General features: G+C 61.5%; 19 protein-coding genes. 5 read left to right on the forward strand and 14 right to left on the reverse strand.

Going from position 1 to position 19,319, the window contains the following annotated elements:
• Positions 1-6: 6 nt before the first annotated feature.
• Positions 7-495: an Lrp/AsnC family transcriptional regulator gene (locus SJY08_RS06100; RefSeq protein ID WP_054151055.1), complete on the forward strand. Its 489-nt coding sequence runs from the start codon at positions 7-9 to the stop codon at positions 493-495.
• A 13-nt stretch (positions 496-508) separates the two neighbouring features.
• On the opposite strand, the gene SJY08_RS06105 is transcribed toward SJY08_RS06100, so the two are convergent.
• The 4 genes from SJY08_RS06105 to SJY08_RS06120 form a co-directional block, all read right to left on the reverse strand.
• Complete coding sequence (locus tag SJY08_RS06105; protein WP_377275017.1) at positions 509-1,195, reverse strand: DNA alkylation repair protein; 687 nt, start codon at positions 1,193-1,195, stop codon at positions 509-511.
• Positions 1,192-2,064 (reverse strand): NAD(P)-dependent oxidoreductase, encoded by an 873-nt coding sequence (locus tag SJY08_RS06110; RefSeq protein ID WP_377275018.1) that lies wholly within the window; start codon positions 2,062-2,064, stop codon positions 1,192-1,194. The genes SJY08_RS06105 and SJY08_RS06110 overlap by 4 nt, the downstream gene beginning before the upstream one ends.
• A 71-nt stretch (positions 2,065-2,135) precedes the next feature.
• Positions 2,136-3,701 carry a hypothetical protein gene (locus tag SJY08_RS06115; RefSeq protein WP_377275019.1) on the reverse strand — a complete coding sequence of 522 codons (1,566 nt, stop codon included), beginning with the start codon at positions 3,699-3,701 and terminating at the stop codon, positions 2,136-2,138.
• A 93-nt stretch (positions 3,702-3,794) separates the two neighbouring features.
• Positions 3,795-4,613 carry a class I SAM-dependent methyltransferase gene (locus SJY08_RS06120; RefSeq protein WP_153762349.1) on the reverse strand — a complete coding sequence of 273 codons (819 nt, stop codon included), beginning with the start codon at positions 4,611-4,613 and terminating at the stop codon, positions 3,795-3,797.
• A gap of 126 nt (positions 4,614-4,739) precedes the next feature.
• Here SJY08_RS06120 and SJY08_RS06125 point away from each other — a divergent pair, with 126 nt between their 5' ends.
• A complete protein-coding gene (locus SJY08_RS06125; protein WP_054151050.1) occupies positions 4,740-5,477 on the forward strand; it encodes a DUF2270 domain-containing protein in 738 nt (245 codons plus the stop codon).
• Positions 5,478-5,479: 2 nt separating this feature from the next.
• Here SJY08_RS06125 and SJY08_RS06130 read toward each other — a convergent pair whose 3' ends face one another.
• The 4 genes from SJY08_RS06130 to SJY08_RS06145 form a co-directional block, all read right to left on the reverse strand.
• Positions 5,480-5,746 (reverse strand): usg protein, encoded by a 267-nt coding sequence (locus tag SJY08_RS06130; RefSeq protein ID WP_054151049.1) that lies wholly within the window; start codon positions 5,744-5,746, stop codon positions 5,480-5,482.
• A 175-nt stretch (positions 5,747-5,921) separates the two neighbouring features.
• Positions 5,922-6,752, reverse strand: a complete 831-nt coding sequence (locus SJY08_RS06135; RefSeq protein ID WP_153762348.1) for an ABC transporter permease — start codon at positions 6,750-6,752, stop codon at positions 5,922-5,924.
• The gene (locus SJY08_RS06140) at positions 6,749-7,552 is read right to left on the reverse strand and encodes an ABC transporter permease (RefSeq protein ID WP_054151047.1); all 804 of its coding nucleotides are present in this window, start codon (positions 7,550-7,552) and stop codon (positions 6,749-6,751) included. The genes SJY08_RS06135 and SJY08_RS06140 overlap by 4 nt, the downstream gene beginning before the upstream one ends.
• A 111-nt stretch (positions 7,553-7,663) precedes the next feature.
• Complete coding sequence (locus SJY08_RS06145; RefSeq protein WP_054151046.1) at positions 7,664-8,437, reverse strand: ABC transporter substrate-binding protein; 774 nt, start codon at positions 8,435-8,437, stop codon at positions 7,664-7,666.
• A gap of 360 nt (positions 8,438-8,797) precedes the next feature.
• On the opposite strand from SJY08_RS06145, the gene SJY08_RS06150 reads away from it, so the two are divergent.
• Positions 8,798-11,143, forward strand: a complete 2,346-nt coding sequence (locus SJY08_RS06150; protein ID WP_377275020.1) for an OmpA family protein — start codon at positions 8,798-8,800, stop codon at positions 11,141-11,143.
• A 65-nt stretch (positions 11,144-11,208) separates the two neighbouring features.
• On the opposite strand, the gene mobB is transcribed toward SJY08_RS06150, so the two are convergent.
• From mobB to SJY08_RS06170, 4 genes are read right to left on the reverse strand one after another with little or no spacing between them, the layout of a single operon-like run.
• Positions 11,209-11,730 carry a molybdopterin-guanine dinucleotide biosynthesis protein B gene (mobB, locus tag SJY08_RS06155; protein WP_377275021.1) on the reverse strand — a complete coding sequence of 174 codons (522 nt, stop codon included), beginning with the start codon at positions 11,728-11,730 and terminating at the stop codon, positions 11,209-11,211.
• Entirely contained in the window at positions 11,727-12,350 is a 624-nt protein-coding gene (gene mobA, locus SJY08_RS06160) for a molybdenum cofactor guanylyltransferase MobA (protein ID WP_377275022.1), read from the reverse strand. The genes mobB and mobA overlap by 4 nt, the downstream gene beginning before the upstream one ends.
• Positions 12,351-12,357: 7 nt before the next feature.
• On the reverse strand, positions 12,358-13,563 hold the full coding sequence (locus tag SJY08_RS06165; protein ID WP_377275023.1) for a multidrug effflux MFS transporter: 1,206 nt from the start codon (positions 13,561-13,563) through the stop codon (positions 12,358-12,360).
• Between the two features lie 29 nt (positions 13,564-13,592).
• On the reverse strand, positions 13,593-14,498 hold the full coding sequence (locus SJY08_RS06170; RefSeq protein ID WP_069041201.1) for a DMT family transporter: 906 nt from the start codon (positions 14,496-14,498) through the stop codon (positions 13,593-13,595).
• Between the two features lie 229 nt (positions 14,499-14,727).
• Here SJY08_RS06170 and SJY08_RS06175 point away from each other — a divergent pair, with 229 nt between their 5' ends.
• A complete protein-coding gene (locus tag SJY08_RS06175) occupies positions 14,728-17,262 on the forward strand; it encodes a methyl-accepting chemotaxis protein (protein ID WP_377275024.1) in 2,535 nt (844 codons plus the stop codon).
• A gap of 24 nt (positions 17,263-17,286) precedes the next feature.
• On the opposite strand, the gene moaA is transcribed toward SJY08_RS06175, so the two are convergent.
• The gene (gene moaA, locus SJY08_RS06180) at positions 17,287-18,273 is read right to left on the reverse strand and encodes a GTP 3',8-cyclase MoaA (RefSeq protein ID WP_377275025.1); all 987 of its coding nucleotides are present in this window, start codon (positions 18,271-18,273) and stop codon (positions 17,287-17,289) included.
• A 205-nt stretch (positions 18,274-18,478) separates the two neighbouring features.
• Between moaA and SJY08_RS06185 the strand changes: the two genes are divergently transcribed.
• Complete coding sequence (locus tag SJY08_RS06185; protein WP_377275026.1) at positions 18,479-18,841, forward strand: gamma-butyrobetaine hydroxylase-like domain-containing protein; 363 nt, start codon at positions 18,479-18,481, stop codon at positions 18,839-18,841.
• Here the strand turns inward: SJY08_RS06185 and SJY08_RS06190 are convergent.
• Entirely contained in the window at positions 18,822-19,313 is a 492-nt protein-coding gene (locus tag SJY08_RS06190) for a MarR family winged helix-turn-helix transcriptional regulator (protein ID WP_054151039.1), read from the reverse strand. The two genes, SJY08_RS06185 and SJY08_RS06190, sit on opposite strands and share 20 nt — an antisense overlap.
• Between the last annotated feature and the right edge of the window lie 6 nt (positions 19,314-19,319).

Raw genomic sequence — 19,319 nt, forward strand, 5'->3', positions numbered from 1 at the left:
TTTGCCATGGACCGCCTCGATCGCAAAATTCTCCGTATTCTTCAGGAAGATTCGACGCTGGCCGTTGCCGATCTCGCCAAAAAGGTCGGGTTGTCCACGACGCCTTGCTGGCGCCGCATCCAGAAGATGGAAGAGGACGGTGTCATCCGTCGGCGCGTGGCATTGCTCGATCCCGCCAAGGTCAACACCAAGGTGACGGTGTTCGTCTCGATCCGCACGTCCAGTCACTCGATCGAGTGGCTGAAGCGGTTCTCCGAGGTCGTGTCCGAGTTTCCGGAAGTGGTCGAGTTCTACCGCATGAGCGGCGATGTCGATTATCTGCTGCGCGTCGTCGTGCCTGACATCGCGGCCTATGATGCCTTCTACAAGCGGATGATCGCCAAGATCGAGATCCGCGACGTGTCTTCGGCCTTTGCCATGGAGCGGATCAAATACACGACCGAGCTGCCGCTCGACTACATGGTGCTCGACAATAATAAAGCCGGCGAAGAATAGACCGCGCTGGCGATTACCTGAGCTTCGCGATCCGCTTGGGGTCGCGCATTTCCCGCAAGGCATCCTTGCCGATCCAGCGGGCTGTGGCATCGCTCTTTCCCGCCAGTTTTTCAGCCAGAAGGACCGCACCCGTGTGGCAGGCGCGGCTGCGCTTGCCCGTGTTGCGCAAGGCCCAGTTCACAGCCTTCTTGACGAAGTTGCGGGGATCGGTGGCGTGCCGCTCAATCAATGGCAGCCATTCGAGGAACGTCGCGTCCGGCTCATTCCGGTTGTGAACAGTCGCGCCCGCGATCATGGCGAAGGCGCTTCTGCGGATGAACTCCCGGTCGTCGGCGGCGAAGTCTTCAACCAGTTTGCGCCAGCCGGGCGTCCCGGTCAGCAGGTCGGCCGCCGCGTCGACGATTTCCCACGAGTTGAATTCGTCGGCGAGCCGCCGGATGTCGTCCGATGACAGCAGCGTCGGAACGAAAGTCCAGATCGCCAGCAGGCGCGCTTCTCGTATGCCGGATGCCCAGAGGTCTTTCGCGCGCGCCTGATTCGGGCCGATCACCTTGGCCATCTGCCGCAAAGCGGGATTGCCGATGCCAAGGGCATCCTCGGTGACAATCCCGTAGCGCGCCAAGCCGGCTATGTTCTCCTCCGACCGCATCGAGCGCAAGTATGCGATGATCTCGGCTGCGGTGGAGGAGGGGCCGATCATTTTGTTTCGAGCCGGGCCAGCAGGGAAGATGTGTCCCAGCGGTTGCCGCCGAGTTTCTGCACCTCGCCGTAGAATTGATCGACGAGCGCCGTGACCGGCAGGTTCGCACCGTTGCGGCGCGCTTCCGAGAGCACGATGTCGAGGTCCTTGCGCATCCAGTCGACGGCAAAACCGAATTCGTATTTGCCCTGGTTCATGGTCTTGTGGCGGTTTTCCATCTGCCAGGAGCCGGCAGCCCCCTTGGAGATGACCTCTATCACCTTTTCGATGTCGAGCCCGGCCTTCTTGCCGAAATGCACGCCCTCGGCCAGGCCCTGGACGAGGCCTGCAATGCAGATCTGGTTGACCATCTTGGTCAACTGGCCAGCGCCGGCGGGGCCCATCAGGCCGACCATGCGGGCAAAGGAGTCGATGATCGGCTTGGCGGCCTCGAAGGTGTCCGGTTCGCCGCCGCACATCACGGTGAGCACACCGTTTTCAGCACCTGCCTGGCCGCCCGAAACCGGGGCGTCGATGAAGCCGCAGCCTTTGGCCGCGGTGGCTTCGGCGAGTTCGCGTGCGACCTCGGCGGAGGCCGTGGTGTTGTCGATCAGGATCGCGCCCCGCTTCATGGCGGCAATCACGCCGTTTTCGCCCGTCGTGACCGAACGCAGGTCGTCGTCATTGCCAACGCAGGTGAAAATGAACTCTGCGCCCTCTGCGGCCTCAGCCGGGGTCAAGCCATGGCTGCCACCGAACTTCGCCACCCAGTCCTCGGCCTTGGCCGTCGTGCGGTTATAGACCTTTACCTCGTGGCCACCCTTGACCTTCAGGTGTCCTGCCATGGGAAAACCCATCACGCCCAAACCGATGAATGCGACCTTTGCCATTTCGTCTCTCCTGCCTTGCGGTATGAGACATGCATAGTCGAAGCTCCGTGGCCTTGAAAGGCCTTCTACTGTTATTGGGCAGTGTCGGGGGCAGCCGCTTTCCGACGGATCTCATCGTCCGGGGTCAGTTCAAGGCTCATCTTGCCCAGACGGCTTGAGATCTCGTTCCACAATCGCCGTAGACGGCGAACATGGAGGTCGTCGCCGATCCAGTCCATCAGATGCTCGATGGCGCGCGAGGACATCTCCGGCGTTTCACTGATGGTCGTCAGTGCCCAGATGCTGAATTCCCGCGCATCGACTTCCTTGATCTGCCCGTCTGCACCGGGAATCAGGAATTTTGCCGTACTCGTTTCCTGAACGTGCTTCATCGGCCCGGTCGGGGCCAGAAGAACTGCTGCATAGATGCGGTCAAAGGCATCGATTGCCTTTTCTTCCGTTGAGGTGTCGCTGTTACGGTTCTGTTTCAGGGCCCGTTCCAGGTCGAAGATCGTGCGGACGTTGAACTGGCGCAACAGCAGAAAACGATCGAGACCGACGACGCAGCACAGTTGGGCCTGGGCTATCCAGTCAACCGTCTGGTAGATGCCGAAGGGTGTTTCGATGTGCAGCATGATCGGATTGTAGGTGGCGAGCGACTGCACATCGGAGATTCCGCATTCTTCCAACCGGAAGCGCGTGAAGAAGTCGATGCCGTCGATCGCGTCGAGCGGCACGACCCTTGTCCACTCGATGAAGCGGTTGTCGGATTGCTTGATCCAGTTGATCTGGCTCCCCACCTTGACGAGGATGAACTGGAGCACGCTGCCGGGCAGCAGGCCGAAGGCCAAGCCAAGCAAGATCCAGAGAGAGGACAGCTCGGTGACGGGCGCGGTTCTCTCGATGCTGATCACCTCCTGGACCGCACTGAGATCCGGCAAGGCTCGATAGAGTGCGGCCGAGGCAAGCACCGAGATCACGATCATCGCCGCCTGTCGGATCATCGTGTAGCCGTTCAGATCGAAGACCGCGAGCGCCTGGATGAGATAGCGCAGAGAGGACAGGTAGGCGCCGACAAATGTAATCGCTGCGACAGTCAGGACGTTTTCGGCGAGCTGCCTGAGGTCGGTTGCGGCGGTATCTGCCGCAACATTCATTCCTCCGACGGTCAGGAGGTTGAAGGTCGGAATGCTTGGGCAGTCCCCGGTCGGTGCAAGACATCCAAAGCCTGAGAGGGTTAGCGTGAACCCGGCAAAGACGACCAGCGAATAGGGAAGGGCCGCGACGAGCAGTCTCATGTCACCGCGATTGAGGAAAAACCGTGTCTGTGAGATCGTCTCGTTGATCTCGGTGATGATGTCTTCCGGAGATCGTCCTGTGTGATGCGCACTCGCGTCACCGTTCTCGCCATTGCCTCTCACATCGGCGGCATATTTGGTCCGGACAAACTCGAAGGAGGGGCTCGTCGCATCCTCAGCCTGATCGACGACCGGAAAGGTTTTGACGTAGTCCCGGATGAGGCGCAGACGCCTCAACCTGATCTCGTATCGCCCGAAGATCAAGGCGAAGACGGTCACCAGAGAGATTACAAACGCTAAGATAAGCGTCCAGATGACGGGCCCGCTCCCGCCAAGCGCAGTGGCAACTTCTGTTTGCATGACTTCCCCCTTTTTGTCAGGGGAAGCCTAGGGATCGGGCGCTTCTTGGCTACTAATCGTATGCAGCCCTGGGTGGAAAATACATCCTTGGGTTTAGGTTGTGGTCTTTTTCGCGACGACCAGATGCCCTGGCGACGGGTTGCCGTCCTGCATGCGTACGTTGATGTCGGTGATCTCGACCACTTCGAAGCCTGTCGCGGCCAGTCGTTCACGCACATAGGTCTCGGAATGTACGAAGCGCTGGTGCGGGCCGACCATGAAGGGCCTCCCGGCCATGATGTCGTCCGGCATCGTTTCGGACGAGAAGACGAAGATCCCGCCGTCGCTCATGTTCTCGGCAGCGCCAAAGAAAAGCGGTTCGAGGGCGCCGAGATAGGGCAGCACGTCGGTTGCGGTCACGAGGTCGAAGGGTTCGTCGTCATTGTCCTCGAGGAAATCCTCGAGTTCGGCCACATAGAGGGTCTCGTAGAGATCCTTTTCATGGGCGATCTCGACCATCTTTTCGGAAATGTCGATCCCGGTCATGTCGTCCACCACGTCGCGCAGCGCGCCGCCGGTCAGGCCTGTGCCACAGCCGAGGTCGAGAAGGCGCTTGAACGGGCCGAGACCGAGCGACTGCAGGCGCTGGCGGACCATCATCGGCACGGTGTAGCCGAGCTGTTCGACGAGAATGTCCTCGAAGGCATCGGCGTGCTGGTCGAAGAGCGTCTCGACATAGGCGTCGGGTGCTTTGGGCGGGGCTTCGCCGCGGCCAAGTGCAGCAATACGGACCGATGCGCCGCCGTGGTCATCGGGGTCGATCGCCAGCACTTCCTCATAGGCCTTGACAGCTGCGTCGATATCGCCTGCCTTCTCAAGGGTGAGTGCGCGGTTATAGGCTTCTGCCAGGGCTTCTTCGTCGATCTTGGCCATGTAAGGCTCCTGTTATCGCGGCCGCTCATCGGGCCTTTGCCGGTCGTCTAACGGGTCAGGCCGAGCTTGGCAATGCAAACGGAACACTGCGGGGGCTCTTGGTGTTTCCTGATCAGGGAGCTAAGCATGGAACAAACGTCTGAGGATAAGTCCGGCATCCTGCCGCTGGAGAGCGCAGAGCCCGCGCGCCTCGCACCGGCCTTGCCGGCGAGTTCGGCCGAGAAGGCCAACATGATCATCCACTATTATCGGGGCGAGATCGGTCGCATGACGAGCTGGCGCGACCGGATAGACCGAACGACGAACTGGTCTATGACGGTCGTGGCGGGCCTTTTGTCCGTTTCGCTGTCAACGCCGTCGTCGCATCATGGCGTGGTGCTGTTCGCCATGCTTCTGGTCTCGGTCTTCCTCTTTATCGAGGCGCGCCGCTATCGCTTCTTCGATGTCTACCGGGCGCGGGTCCGCCAGCTCGAGCGGCACTATTTCTCCCAGGCGCTCTGCCCGCAGGCCGAATTGAAACCCGATTGGGCGGCGGCGATCGCGGCCAGCCTTCGACGGCCCGTCTTCCTGATGGCGTACCGCGAAGCACTCTTCCGCCGTATCCGGCGAAACTACATCTGGATGTATCTCATTCTGCTTCTCGCCTGGGCGCTTAAAATCTCCAGCCCGAAGCTGCAACAGAACGAGGCGCCCGCCGAGTTCGTCAGCAGCCTGTCCCAAATCGTCCAGAACGCCCATCTTGGACCGCTGCATGGCGGCATCGTGCTGGCGCTGGTCGGCGCCATCTATATCGCGCTGCTCCTCGCCATCCTATACCGGGAGCCGAAAGATGGGGAAATTGCCCATGGCGAGGTGCATGTCTGATCTCAGTGCAGAATGAACTCGCCCTTCAGAGAACGCCATTCGCTGGCCGCGATCATCCTCTTGTGCACATAGGTCACCGAGTGGAGCGGGCCTTCGATCTTGTCCTGCCAGAAGCGCAGGAAGCCGCGCATCTCCGGAAAGTCCGGAGCCAGATCGTAATGCTGCCAGATATAGGTCTGCAGCAGGGAAGGATGATCGGGCAGGCGGTAGAGGATCTGGGCGGTTGTCAGCCCGTAACCCTTCAGCATCAGTTCCATTTCGCTGTTCATGTGCCGACATTCCCCGTGTTCTCGTGGAAGACGGATCGACGCGGGCGGTGTCATCGCTTCCGCGACCGACCGGGGCCGCGACCGACGCGGGCCCTGACATGATGGAAACATCTGTTGGTGAAGGAAGTGCTAATAAAGGCGGTTGGCGACCCAAGACGGGGTCGCCAACCGATGGTCAGCGTTTCAGGTGACGGGTCAGGCGCGCCTCGATCGCACCCCATGCGTGGCGCAGCGCCTCGACGATGGCGAGATAGAAGATCGCCGCCCAGAGATAGGTCTGGTAGTCGAAGGTGCGCGAGAAGGCATAACGGGTCTGGCCCATGAGATCGAGAACGGTGACGACTGCGACGACGGCCGAGCCCTTGATCATGAAGATGATCTCGTTGCCATAGGGGCGAAGGGCGACGATCAGGGCCTGCGGCAGGATGATCTTCCAGAAGGTAATCGACGTGGGCAGGCCAAGAGACTTGGCGCCTTCCGTCTGACCACGCGGTACGCTTTGGATAGCACCGCGCAGGATTTCCGCCTGATAGGCTGCCGTGTTCAGCGTCATGGCAAACAGCGCGCAATACCAGGCCTCGCGGAAGAACCACCAGAGGCCGATCGCTTCGATCTGCGGACGGAATGAGCCGAGGCCATAATAGATCAGGAAGATCTGCAACAGCATCGGCGTGCTGCGGAAGACATAGACATAGGCATAGGCGACCGTGTTCAGGATCGGGTTCCGCGCCATGCGGGCGAAGGTGACGGGAAGGGAAAGGAGCGCGCCGAGGGTGATCGACCCGAAGGTCAGCATCAGGGTGGTGGCGAGACCGTCCAGGTACCGCCAGCCATAGCGCTCGATCTTTGCCGGATCCCAGCTCGATGCGAGGTACCAGACAAGTGCGAGCCCGAGAACAGCCCAGAGAGTGAGGATTCCATAGCCGGCGACGCGGGCCAGGTTGATGCGGCTTGCCTTCACCGGTGGCGCCGGGCGGGCAGGGATCATCTCCAATGCGTGGGTCATCGGCTCGCCTCCGCGCGGTTTGCCCAGCGTGCGATGGCGTTCAGGCCGATCGAGGAGACTGTGGCAAGCACGAGATAGAGAAGGCAGGCAATCCCGTAGAACATGAAGGCTTCCTTGGTCACGCGCGCCGCAACACCCGTCTGCCGCACGATATCGGCAAGGCCGATGACCGAGACGAGCGCCGTATCCTTCAGGAGCACCAGCCAGAGATTGCTGAGGCCCGGTAGGGCGATGCGGATCAACTGGGGCACGATGATCAGCCACATGGTCTTGCGCCTCGACAGGCCGACCGCGCTACCGGCCTCGTACTGACCGCGCGGGATGGCCTGGAACGCCGACAGCAGAACTTCCGAGGCATAGGACGAGAAGACGACGGAGAGGGCGATCATGCCGGCCACGAAGGCATTGATCTCGACGCGTTGGTCGATTCCGAGCCAGGTCAGGACGGACTGGACGAGAATCTGGAAGCCGAAATAGACGATGAAGAGTGTCAGGAGTTCGGGCAGCCCGCGAAAGATGGTCGTGTAGACCCCGGTCGCAGCCCGCAGGCTCCATTCACCCGATTGGCGCGCCAGTGCAATCAGGAAGCCGAGGGCAAGACCGACGGGCAGGGTCGCAAGTGCCAGCGAGATCGTCACCTTGACGCCGAAGGCAATCTCGTCGCCCCAGCCGGTGTCGCCGCAGCCGACAAGCGTATCGGTCGCCAACAGCCGGAAGAGCCCAACGGGACCACAGAGCGGATCGAACGTATAATTGATCCAGTCCCAGATCGAGCCGAGCGCGGAAGACAATCCGCCCATGCCATTCCCCCTTGGCGGTTTTTCCCGCCTTTTTCATGTCGTTGCAGTTCAAATGCAAAATGGCGGAAGTGTTCGACTTCCGCCACTTGGTTTTATCGGTCTATCCCGGGATCACTCGCCGTAAACGTCGAAATCGAAATACTTCTTGTTGATTTCTTCGTACTTGCCATTGGCACGGATGCCGGCGATCGCTGCGGTGAACTTGTCGGCCAGCTCTGTCTCGCCCTTGCGGACGGCGATACCAGCGCCATCGCCGTTGATTTCGACATCAACCGGAAGCGGCGTCAGGATCTTGCAGCAGGCGCCGGCTTCGGTCTTCAGCCATTCCGAGAGAACGACGATATCGTCGACGACGGCGTCAACGCGGCCGCCTTCGAGGTCGAGCTTGTATTCGTCAGCGGTCGGGTAGAGCTTCAGTTCGCTGTCCGCCATATGCTTTTCCGCATAGTTGGCATGCGTGGTCGAAGACTGGGCGCCGATCGTCTTGCCAGCGAGGCCGGCTACGTCGGTGATGGTCGAATCCTTCGGCACGGCAACGGCCGGCGGAGTGTTGTAGTACTTCTTGGAGAAGTCGACCTTCTCCAGACGTTCCGGGGTGATCGACATGGATGCGATGATGGCGTCGAACTTCTTGGCCTGAAGGGCTGGAATAATGCCGTCCCAATCCTGGGTGACGAATTCGCAGGTGACCTTCATCTCCTCGCAAAGCGCCTTGGCGATGTCGATGTCGAAACCAGACAGCGAGCCGTCGGCTTCAAGGTTGTTGAAGGGCGGATAGGCGCCTTCGGTGCCGATGATCAGCTTTTCCTGCGCCATGGCCGAACCGGCAAAGAGCGAAAGGGCAGCGATCGATGCTGCGGCCAGAAAACGTGTCGGAATACGCATGAGATCCTCTCTGTTGGGTGGACGCCGTTTGTTGTTTTGAGGCGGCTGTCCGTGATCGTGTGGTATGGTCGACCACACTTGGGCCCAATATTCGTCTGGTTTCCCAGCCGAAATCAACTACAAACCGCGTGATCGACAAAATTTGCCCCCTTAATTCCACCAGGGGCCACGGAAGACATTTTTTTGTTCAGCCCGGTGTTGTCTGGTGGAGCAAAAGCCGCTCCAACTCGTTCAGCCACGGTTAATTATGAGAAATCTAGTTTGGCAGCAGCTTCGGTTCGCACAATCGAGCACGCATTCAACAGCACGGACCCGGATGACACTGTCACCGGCCCGTGCGTAGGGAAGGAAACGCAAGGTATGTTCAACAAGAGATTGCTCAACACAGTGGCAATCCCGGTCCTGTCTGTCGCGGTACTGGCGAAGCCTGTCGCGGCGTCTGTCACCGGACATCCAGAACGCCAGACGCAGACGCGACAGGCTGAAGAACAGCTGATCCAGCTGGCCCAGGCAGTCACCTGCACGGATGGCTCGGAAGCGCCTGATGCTGAGACGTGCGCTGCCCGCGATGCCCAGGCGGCGGCTGAGGAAGAAGCACGCCGCCAGGCCGAAGCGGAAGCTCAGGCTGCCGCCGAGGCGGAGGCGCAGCGTCAGGCTGAGGCAGAAGCCCAGGCAGCCGCTGAGGCGGAAGCTCAGCGTCAGGCTGAAGCCGAGGCTCAGGCCGCTGCCGAAGCGCAGGCCGCCGCCGAAGCAGAAGCTCAGCGTCAGGCCGAAGCCGAAGCCCAGGCAGCCGCCGAGGCGGAGGCACAGCGTCAGGCCGAAGCGGAAGCTCAGGCCGCCGCCGAGGCAGAAGCCCAGCGTCAGGCCGAAGCGGAAGCTCAGGCCGCCGCCGATGCAGAGGCTCAGGCAGCATCAGCAGAAGCAGAAGCTCAGGCCGCTGCAGAAGCGGAAGCTCAGCGTCAGGCCGAAGCAGAAGCTCAGGCTGCCGCAGAGGCCGAAGCCCAGCAGCAGGCTGAAGAAGCGCAACCTGTCGAGGAACCGCAGGTCGTGACCTGTGCCGATGGTTCGCAGGCAGCCTCAGAAGCTGAATGCCCGGCTCCCGCAACTGAGCCGACCGAGGAGCCGCAGCCCGCTCAAGAACAGCCAGCCGAAGAGCAGCAGCCGACCGAGGAAGAGGCAGCTCCCCAACAGTCCGACGAGCAGGCTCCTGCCGCCGAAGAAGAGCTGCGCCCCGGTCAGGACGCTGCAGGCGAACAGCCGGCGACCGAAGGCGAAGTGCCTGCCAATCAGGCTGAACAGCCGGCCGACCAGCAGCCCGTGGAAGAGCAGGCAACCGGTGAGGACGTACCAGCGGAAGGCCAGCCGGAAGGCGAGCAAGTGCTCGTTCCTGCCGTAGAGCCGCCGGCCGATCAGCCGGTGCAGGAGATCACCGACACCCGCACGACCGAAGAGAAGGAAGCCATCGCCGAGGATCCGTCCCAGACGTCCGAGACGGTCGTTCTGCCGGTTGAAAACGGTGCAGCCGTCCTCGACAGCGACAAGGATGCCGACAACACGGGCGGCGAGGGTGTGCGTGAGCAGCGCAACGAATTGCGTGCCCTGGAAGATGTGGCGCCGCCGCCGGAAACCGATGCTGAGGCTCAGGTCGAGACGACCGCCGCCGATCAGGAGACGATGCAGGCGACGATTGCCGAGCAGGGCACGACGCTTGATGCTGCGCCGACCTTCGAAGTGCCGACAACCGTCGTCAACAACGTGTCGAACAGCACGGTGACCAACAATGTCACCAATAACGTCACCAACAACACGATCGTGCAGAACAACGTGGTCAATCAGGTCACAGAGGTCCGGGTCATCGAGCAGATCGATAACCGCACGGTCATCAATGTCGGCGACCGGATCGTTGTTCGTGGCGACGACCGCGAACGTCTGCGCTACGATGCCGAGGAGACCTATTACGAGCAGCTCCCGCGTGGCCGCACGCGTGAGACCATCGAGCGTGCCGACGGCAGCAAGCTGGTGACGGTCTACAACCGTTACGGTGACATCATCATCCGTTCGCGCATTTCTCCGCGTGGTCGGGAATATGTACTGATGTATTCGCCGGAAGCCGACAGAGAACGTCCGACCATGTATGTCGACGTCGGTCTGTCCTTGCCGCCGATGCGTCTGACCATTCCGGTCAGCGACTACATCGTCAGCACAACGCGTTCGCCGGACCGGGACTACTATGAGTTCCTCGGCCAGCCGCCGGTCGAGCGTGTCGAGCGCGTCTATTCGATCGACGAAGTGAAGTCGTCGGCGCGTATCCGCGACAAGGTTCGTCGTATCGACCTCGATACGATTACCTTCCCGTCGGGTTCTGCCGAGGTGCCGCTGGAACAGGCTCGTACACTGCGCAAGGTTGCCCAGGCGATTGAGCAGCTGCTCGAAAAGGATCCGGGCGAAGTCTTCCTGATCGAAGGCCATACGGACGCCGTCGGTTCGGATCGTTCGAACCTCGTCCTTTCCGACCGGCGTGCAGAAACCGTCGCGAACCTACTGACCGAAGTTTACGGCATCCCGCCGGAAAACATGTCGGTCCAGGGCTACGGCGAGCGCTTCCTGAAGATCCGCACGGAAGCGGCCGAACAGCAGAACCGCCGCGTCGCGATCCGCCGCGTGACCACGCTGGTCCGCCCGGCCGGTGTGTCGAGCAACGATTGATCGACCAACTGACGAAACGAAGAAGGCCGCCGGAGCGATCCGGCGGCCTTTTCTGTGGGGGTATGTCAGGACAGCGGTGGCAGCCCCGTGACCGAGGCGATGAAGTCGGCAATCGCCGTGGTGTCGTCGAGGTCGAAGACCGGCAGATCGGTGTCCTCGATGCGGTGGTCAGCCGCGATCGCGCGGATGTGCGGATCCGTTGGTGCCAGAGGTTCGCGGTTGGCGGATGCTTCCCGACGCGCTTCGATCTTCGGGACGGGCTCTCGCTTGTAGCCTTCGATCAGCACGAGGTCGCAGGGGCCGATGCGGGCGAGGATTTCCTCGAAACTCGGTTCGCGAGCGCCACGCAGCTCGTGCATGATGGCATAACGGGTTCCGGACACGATGACGACCTCGTGGGCGCCGGCCTCGCGGTGCCGATAGCTGTCGGCACCGACCTTGTCGATGTCGAAGTCATGATGGGCGTGTTTGATGGTCGAGATCTTGTAGCCGCGCCGGGTGAATTCCTCGACCAGCCGCACGGCAAGCCCGGTTTTTCCGGAATTTTTCCAGCCGGCAATGCCGAAAATGCGCGGGGTTTTGGTCATCTTGAACCCTGATCGACGATGGCCTCGGCGATTGCGAGGTCGTCGGGCGTATTGATGTTAAAGAAGGGGTCGACTGGACCAAAGGGCCCTTCGAAAGGGTCGAAATCCACAACCTCCACCGGGTGGCGGGCGACGTAGTCGAAGACGCGCCGATGCTTCGGGTCATCAAGCCAATGTTCGAGATCCTCTGCCAAAGCGACCGGCCAGAGCGCCGTGATCGGATGGGTGCGGCCGTTGCTGGCTGCCAGCACGATCGCTTCGCTTCTCGCGACTTCTGCCAGGCGCATCACCAGATCGCTGGGCAGGAAGGGCGTGTCGCAGGGGGTGGTCAGGAGATGCGTCGCCGCATCAGGTAATTCGGTAAATCGCTTCATGCCTGCCAGCACTCCAGCGAGAGGACCGGGCCGGTCGGGACGCGTGTCCGGGATCAGCGGGAGACGCGCTGCAAGCGGATGTCCTTCAGAAGCGTTGAGGTAGACTGCGGAAGCCTGCGGCTGCAACCGTTCGGCCACCCTGAGGGCTAGCGGTATCGCTCGCAGTTTCAGTTCCGCCTTGTCTGCGCCCATTCGGCGTGACATGCCGCCAGCGAGAATGACGGCGGGCGGTTGGAACTCGTACATCACGGGATCACCCTTCTTGCCCTGGCGCGAAGCGCAGGAAAGCAACCGCGACGAGGGCAAGGATGCAGCAGGCGAGCATGACGAGAAGCAAGGGCATGGCGCCGGTTTCGACCGACAGGATGCGGGATGCAAGCCAGGAGACGAAGGCGCCGCCGCCCATGGTGATCGCGCCACCGAGCCCGGAAGCCGAGCCCGCGAGTTCCGGCCGGACGCTGACGATGCCGGCATTGGTGCTCGGCAGGGAGAGGCCGTTGCCGAAGCCGACGACGACCTGCGGGGCGAAGAAGGCCAGATAGGAGGCATATCCCTGGGCAAGCAAGATGATCGGAATGGCGGCGCCGACCAGGGCGACCACGCCACCGACCAGCATCATCATGTCTATGCCTGCGCGGCGAGCGAAACGTCCGGACAGATAGTTGCCGGCGATATATCCGGCTGCGATGAACATGAATTGCAGGCCGAGCATGCTGGGCGTCAGGCCCATCAGTGTGCCGCCGACGAAGGGCGCACCGCCGAGAAAGGCGAAGAAGGCGCCAGACGTGAAGGTGCCGGCCATGGTGTAGCCCCAGAAGCGGGGTGACGCGAGAAGCCGCGGCCAGGCCCGGAACTGCTCGGAAAAACTGCCGCTCTTCTGGCGGTTGGTCTCGCCGAGATCGCGGTAGACGAGCAACAGGACGGCAAGTGCTGCAATCAGGATGGCTGCGAAATTCGAGCGCCAGCCGAAATTGTCGCTGAGCACGCCGCCGAGCGTCGGGCCGATCATCGGGATGAGCGTCATGCCCATGGTCACATAACCGATCATCGAGGCCGCTTCGTCCATGGGGACCATGTCGCGGATGATGGCGCGGGAGAGAACGAGACCCGCGACCACAGCCGTCTGGATCATCCGGGCGAATGTCAGGACCTCGATCGAACTTGCCAGCAGGCAGACCAGCGAGGAAACGATCAGGATCAGCAATGCGCCGATCATCACCGGTCGCCGGCCATAGCGATCCGACAGAGGGCCGATCACCAGCTGCACCAGCGCGGTCATCGCAATATAGCCTGAGACCAGGACCTGCACCCGGTCGTAGTCGACACGCAAATCGAGGGCCATGGCCGGCAGCGCCGGCAGAAAGATGTTCATCGTCAGCGCCGACAATCCGGCAATCGCCACGAGACTGACGATATGCGGGGCCGTGGTCCTGTCGAAAAAGCGAGACTGCTGCTGCACGCTCAAATGTCCTTGCACTGCAAACGAGATCAGCCCGGGGAGGCCGGATCGGCGCGGCGGGCGAGGGCCGCCTTCCGCTTGCTCTCGCGATAGAATGTGTAGAGGCCGGAGCCGATGACAATGGCAGCGCCGACGACCATCCAGACATCCGGCACTTCACCGAAGAAGATCATGCCGAGCAGCACCGCCCAGAGCAGGCTGGTGTAGCGGAAGGGCGCGATGAAGGAGATCTCGCCGGTGCGCATGGCCATGATGATCGCCTGATAGCCGGCAAACAGGAAGATCGAGGCAAAGGCGAGCTTGCCGAGCGCGCTGCCGGACATCGGTTGCCAGCCACCAAAGGCTGGAATGAGCAGCAGGCCGGCAAAGGAGATGGAGGCTGCGGTGAAAAGGGTGACCGAGAGCGAAGAGATGCTCGGATCGATCCGGCGCGTGACGAGATCACGGCCGGCTGCGGTGATCACGCAGAAGACGATGTAGAGCGAGGCGAGCGTAAAGCCCTCCGGGCCTGGCTGAATGATGACGAGCACGCCGATGAAGCCGAGACCGATCGCCGTCCATCGACGCCAGCCCACGGGCTCCTTGTAGAACAAGGCGGCGCCAAGGGTCACGGCCAAAGGCAGAGACTGCAGGATCGCAGAGGCATTGGCCAGCGGCACCTGGCCGAGTGCTGCGAGAAAGGCGACGGCTGCGACCGTCTCGAAGGCGATGCGCAGCAGGATCAGGGGCTGCAGGATGTTCTTGATGTGGTCGAGCGCACCCATGCGGCGCGCAACGATATAGACCAGAACCGCGGTAAATGCACCGCGCACGAACATGATCTGCGCCACGGTCAGTTCAGCGGTTACCGATTTCGTCAGAGCGTCGTTGAAGGTGAAGCCCGCCATCGAGATCGCCATCAGAAGGGCGCCTCGGGTGTTCTCGGATAATGCCATGCTCGATTCCCGTGCGTACCCGCTGGTTCTAGACCAAGGAGCACGCGCGAGAAACCTTATTCCCGCTGTTATGGCCCTGAAACGATGCTGCAGTGCCAAAAACGCGGTCGCCGGTTAACCTTTGTTCAAACTCCCGAAGACAAGCTCGCCGATGGAACTGCATGAGGCGGCTCCTTTCCTTCGATCCTGCGCGATGAGCTCGCGGGATTTCGGCCTTCCCGAGGGTCTCATGAGTTTTATTGATCGCCTCCTGCAAAGTCGCAGGATCGTCACCAAAGTTTTGCTTTTTGTTGTTCCTCTCGTTCTGCTCATGGCCGGTGTCGGCCTCCTGGGCTATTGGACTGCCACCACCCTCAACGGGCATATGACCGTCACGCGTGCCACGATCGGCAATATCAGTGATCTGGAAAAGCTGCAGCAGGGCCTGCAGGAGTTCAGCCTCGATCCGACAGAGGAGAGCAGGGCAGCTCTTCTTTTGGCCATCGACGGCCAGGACAGGGGGCTCGGCGTGCTGAATGGCGTGCTCGCCAAGCAGGCTCAGACCGTCGACCTGTCGGCACTGACGCAGTTGCCGGTCCAGATGCGGGCTCAGACTTCAACCTTGTGGGACAACAAGACCGCGCGCGAGGAACTGGATTCTGGCCTGAACGCGGCCGTTGCCGCCTTGCAGGCGGAGGGCCAGCAGATCGTCAAGCAGGTCGATTTCGTCCGCGACGATCTTGCCGGCAAGGAGCGCTTCGCCAAGGAATTGCTGTTCGACGCCTCCGCCTTCAAGTCGCTGCTTGATCGTCTCGGCAAATTGCGTGTCGGCGTGCAGATGGCCTTCACACCGGAAGAACAGCTCGACGAAGCGAAACTCTATCTCGCTCCGATGCAGAAGGATCTGGCCAAGGCGAACGAGATCGCCTCCGAAAAGGGCAAAGTCCTTGTTGGCGAGGTCGGTGCCGCAATCGGCAAGATCGAAACGATCCTTGCCCAATCCAACCCGGTTGATGCCAAGGCCCGGGAACTCGGCCTTGTGCTGTCCGAACTCGTTGAGATCGAGCAGAAGATCACGTTGCAGGCCGCCAAGAACAGCGATGTCGCCGCCGACCGTTTCGTCAGCCTCGACAGACTCGTTGCCGAGCAGAAGGAACTGATGGCCCTCGTCGATACCGCAGCACTCGGAGTGGCGACCATCGAGTTGCGGGTGCAGCAGATGCTGGGTTCGCTCGACGACGACCGCCGCATCGTCGTCATCCGCGAAATGGACGCTCTTCAATCTGTCGCAGGCCGGATCTCTGAACTTGGCGCCAAGAACAGTGCACTGCGCGACTTCCCCCAAAAGATTGCACCGCATCTGGCGGCAATCACGGAGATGTCCCAGGCTAGGCTCGACGCCGGGCGTAGCTGGCAGAACGAGCGACTGGCCGCCAATGCGGCCGTTTCTGCCGCCATGGAATCGCTGCGAAATTTCGTCGCCCAAGCCCAGGAAATCGGCCGCGAGGACAGCGAACGGTCGGCGACGATTTCCGTGATCACCATGGTTGTCGGGACGCTGCTTGCGATCATCGGCGGTCTGATGCTTGTCGAGACACTGCGTGCGCCGCTCAAGCGGATCACCGGCGTGATGTCGCGACTGGCGAGTGGCGACCTGTCTGTCCCGATCGAGGGCCGCAATCGCGGCGACGAAATCGGCGATATGGTGCGGTCGGTCACCGTTTTCCGTGATGCGGCGCTCGAAAACCGGCGACTGGAAGAAGAGGCTGAAGCTGCGCGCACGCGCTCGGAGCAGGAAAGCGCGCAGCGTGCCCAGGACCGGGCCCGCGTCGAGGCCGACCAGCGGTCGGCGCTCGAAGCGCTGTCCTCGGTGCTTGAGGCACTTGCCAACGGCCAGCTCAACGTCTCCATGCGTGACGACCTGCCGGCCGATTTCGTCGCCATGGCCTCGACATACAACCAGGCGGTCGAAGCACTGCGTGCGACGCTCGAAGAGGTTCGTGCGGCGAGCGTCGACATCAATGCCGGAACGGAGAACCTTGCGGTTTCCGCCGATGATCTTGCTCGCCGGACCGAACAGCAGGCGGCGGCGCTTGAGGAAAGCGTACGGGCGCTCTCGCATCTGAGCGATGTCGTACGCTCGACAGCCGACGGGGCAGGGCGCACCGCACAATCCGTCCAGTCGGCCCGCGATCACGCCCGCCAGTCCGGCGTGGTGGTCAAGAAGGCGGTTGAGGCCATGGCTGAAATCAGCCGTTCCTCTGAGAAGATCTCGACCATCATCGGCGTCATCGACGAGATCGCCTTCCAGACGAATCTGCTGGCATTGAATGCGGGTGTCGAAGCGGCTCGGGCCGGCGAGGCTGGTCGTGGCTTTGCTGTCGTCGCGCAGGAAGTGCGTGACCTTGCTCAGCGCTGCGCCAATGCGGCGAAGGAGATCAAGACGCTGATCTCCGTCAGTGGCAATCAGGTCAAGTCGGGTGTCGAACTCGTCGAGAACACCGGTGTCGCGCTGCAGTCGATCATCGATCAGGTCGAAGAGGTGCAGTCGCTGGTGGAACGCATTTCGGCGGCGACCCGTGAGCAGTCAACCGGCATCAGCGAGGTGACGTCCGCCGTGCGTGATGTCGAGCTGATTACCCAGCAGAATGCCGCCATGGTCGAGGAAAACAATGCCGAGATCCAGGGCCTGCGTCAGCGGGTCGATATCCTGATGCACAAGATCTCGCGCTTCCGGACCGATACTGAGCGCGGTGCGCCACAGGCTTATCGCCGGTCGGCGTAACTGTGAAGAACAAGCCGGCGGCGCTTAGCCGCCGGTGACGCTCATGTGGCGGGCCACCGCTGGTTTGCGGTGGTTGCGATCGATGATGAAGTCGTGGCCCTTGGGCTTGCGCGAAATCGCTTCGTCGATTGCGGCAGAGAGATAGGCGTCGTCGTCGGAGGCGCGCAGTGCTGTACGCAGGTCTGCGGCATCATCCTGACCGAGGCACATGTAGAGCGTGCCGGTGCAGGTCAGCCGGACACGGTTGCAGCTTTCGCAGAAATTGTGGGTGAGCGGCGTGATGAAGCCGAGGCGCCCGCCGGTTTCCTTCACCTCGACATAACGGGCGGGGCCGCCGGTGCGGTAGGGAATTTCGTCGAGGGTAAACTGTTCCTCGAGCCTCTGACGCACGAGGGAGAGCGGCAGATACTGGTCTGTCCGGTCTTCGCCGGTCTCGCCCATGGGCATGGTCTCGATCAGCGTCAGATCCATGCCTTCGCCATGGGCGAAGCGCAGCAGCTCCGGGATCTCGTGTTCATTGAAATCCTTCAAAGCGACAGCGTTGAGTTTGATGCCGATGCCGGCGGCCTGGGCCGCGCGAATGCCTTCAAGCACCTTGTCGAGTTCGCCCCAGCGTGTGATTTCCTTGAATTTTGCAGGGTCAAGCGTGTCAATGGAGACGTTGATGCGGCGAACGCCGCAATCCGCAAGCTCTGCGGCATGGCGGGCGAGCTGCGAGCCGTTGGTGGTGAGGGTCAGTTCGTCCAGACCGCTGCCGAGATGGCGGGAGAGGCCGCGTACGAGATGCATGATGTTCTTGCGCACCAGCGGTTCGCCGCCTGTCAGGCGTAGCTTGCGCACGCCTTTGGCGATGAAGGCGGAACAGAGTTGGTCGAGCTCTTCCAGTGTCAGGAGATCCTTCTTCGGCAGGAAGGTCATGTTCTCCGCCATGCAATAGGTGCAGCGGAAATCACATCGATCGGTGACGGAGACGCGCAAGTAGGTAACCGACCGGCCAAAGGGGTCGATCATCGGGCTTGCTTGGTCAACGAGCGGTTCTGCTTGGCGCCAATCGGCGGGGCTATGATCCAAAAAACTCTCCCGGGTGTTTGGATCAATGTGGTGCCAAGCCTTGCAGGCGTCAAGTTGACACCGGCCCGTTGCATCAATTCGGATTGCAAACGGCGCGGGATCGACCTAGGTCTGCGCCAACTGCCTGGAACACTGCGAGGACTGCATGACCGAGATCTGGCCGACCGAACTGAAGGTGTCCAAGGACAGGCGCCTGCTGACCGTGAGCTTCAATGACGGTGTCACAGCTATGCTTCCTGCCGAGATGCTGCGCGTGCTGTCTCCCTCGGCAGAAGTCCAGGGCCATGGTCCGGGCCAGAAAGTCACCGTGCCGGGCAAGCGCAATGTCGCAATCCGGCAGATGGTGCCGACAGGCAATTATGCCGTTCGCATCGCCTTTGACGACGGCCATGATACCGGCATCTTCACCTGGAACTATCTGCGCGAACTCGGTGAGAGCGGCGGCGAAAAGTTCGCGGCTTACGAACAGGAACTGGCAGAGAAGAAACTCAGCCGCGATCCTCGCTGAGGTCAGGATCGACCAGAACGTCGGACGAGAGCATGCGCTGGATCAGGAGGTCCATCGTCTCGGCGAGGCGTTGGCAGTCGTCGAGGGGCGTTGCAGACAGTGTCCGCTCGATGAGTTCCGTCTGGATCTGCATCGCCTTCTCGCTCAGGCTCCGGCCCTCTTCCGTCAGGAAAAGTCTCAGCACCCGCTTGTCCCGCTGGTCGGCCCTGCGCTCGAGAAGCCCGCGCTTTTCCATCTGTGGCAACAGCATGCTCATATTGGAGCGCCCAACCAGAAGCTTGCGGGCGAGTTCCTGCTGGGAAATCCCCTCGAACCGGTAGAGATTGACCAAGATGTCGAGGTGCGGTGGCTTGATGTCGAGCGGAGCGAGCGCGCGTGCGAGTGCCTGCTGCATCAGCTGGCAGGCGCGCGCCACCGATATCCAACTGCGAAAACGAGGATGGTCCCAGGGGAAGGCTTGCTTTTCGTTCATTCTTGT

This window comes from Rhizobium sp. R86522 (assembly GCF_042466255.1).
Taxonomy (GTDB): domain Bacteria; phylum Pseudomonadota; class Alphaproteobacteria; order Rhizobiales; family Rhizobiaceae; genus Allorhizobium.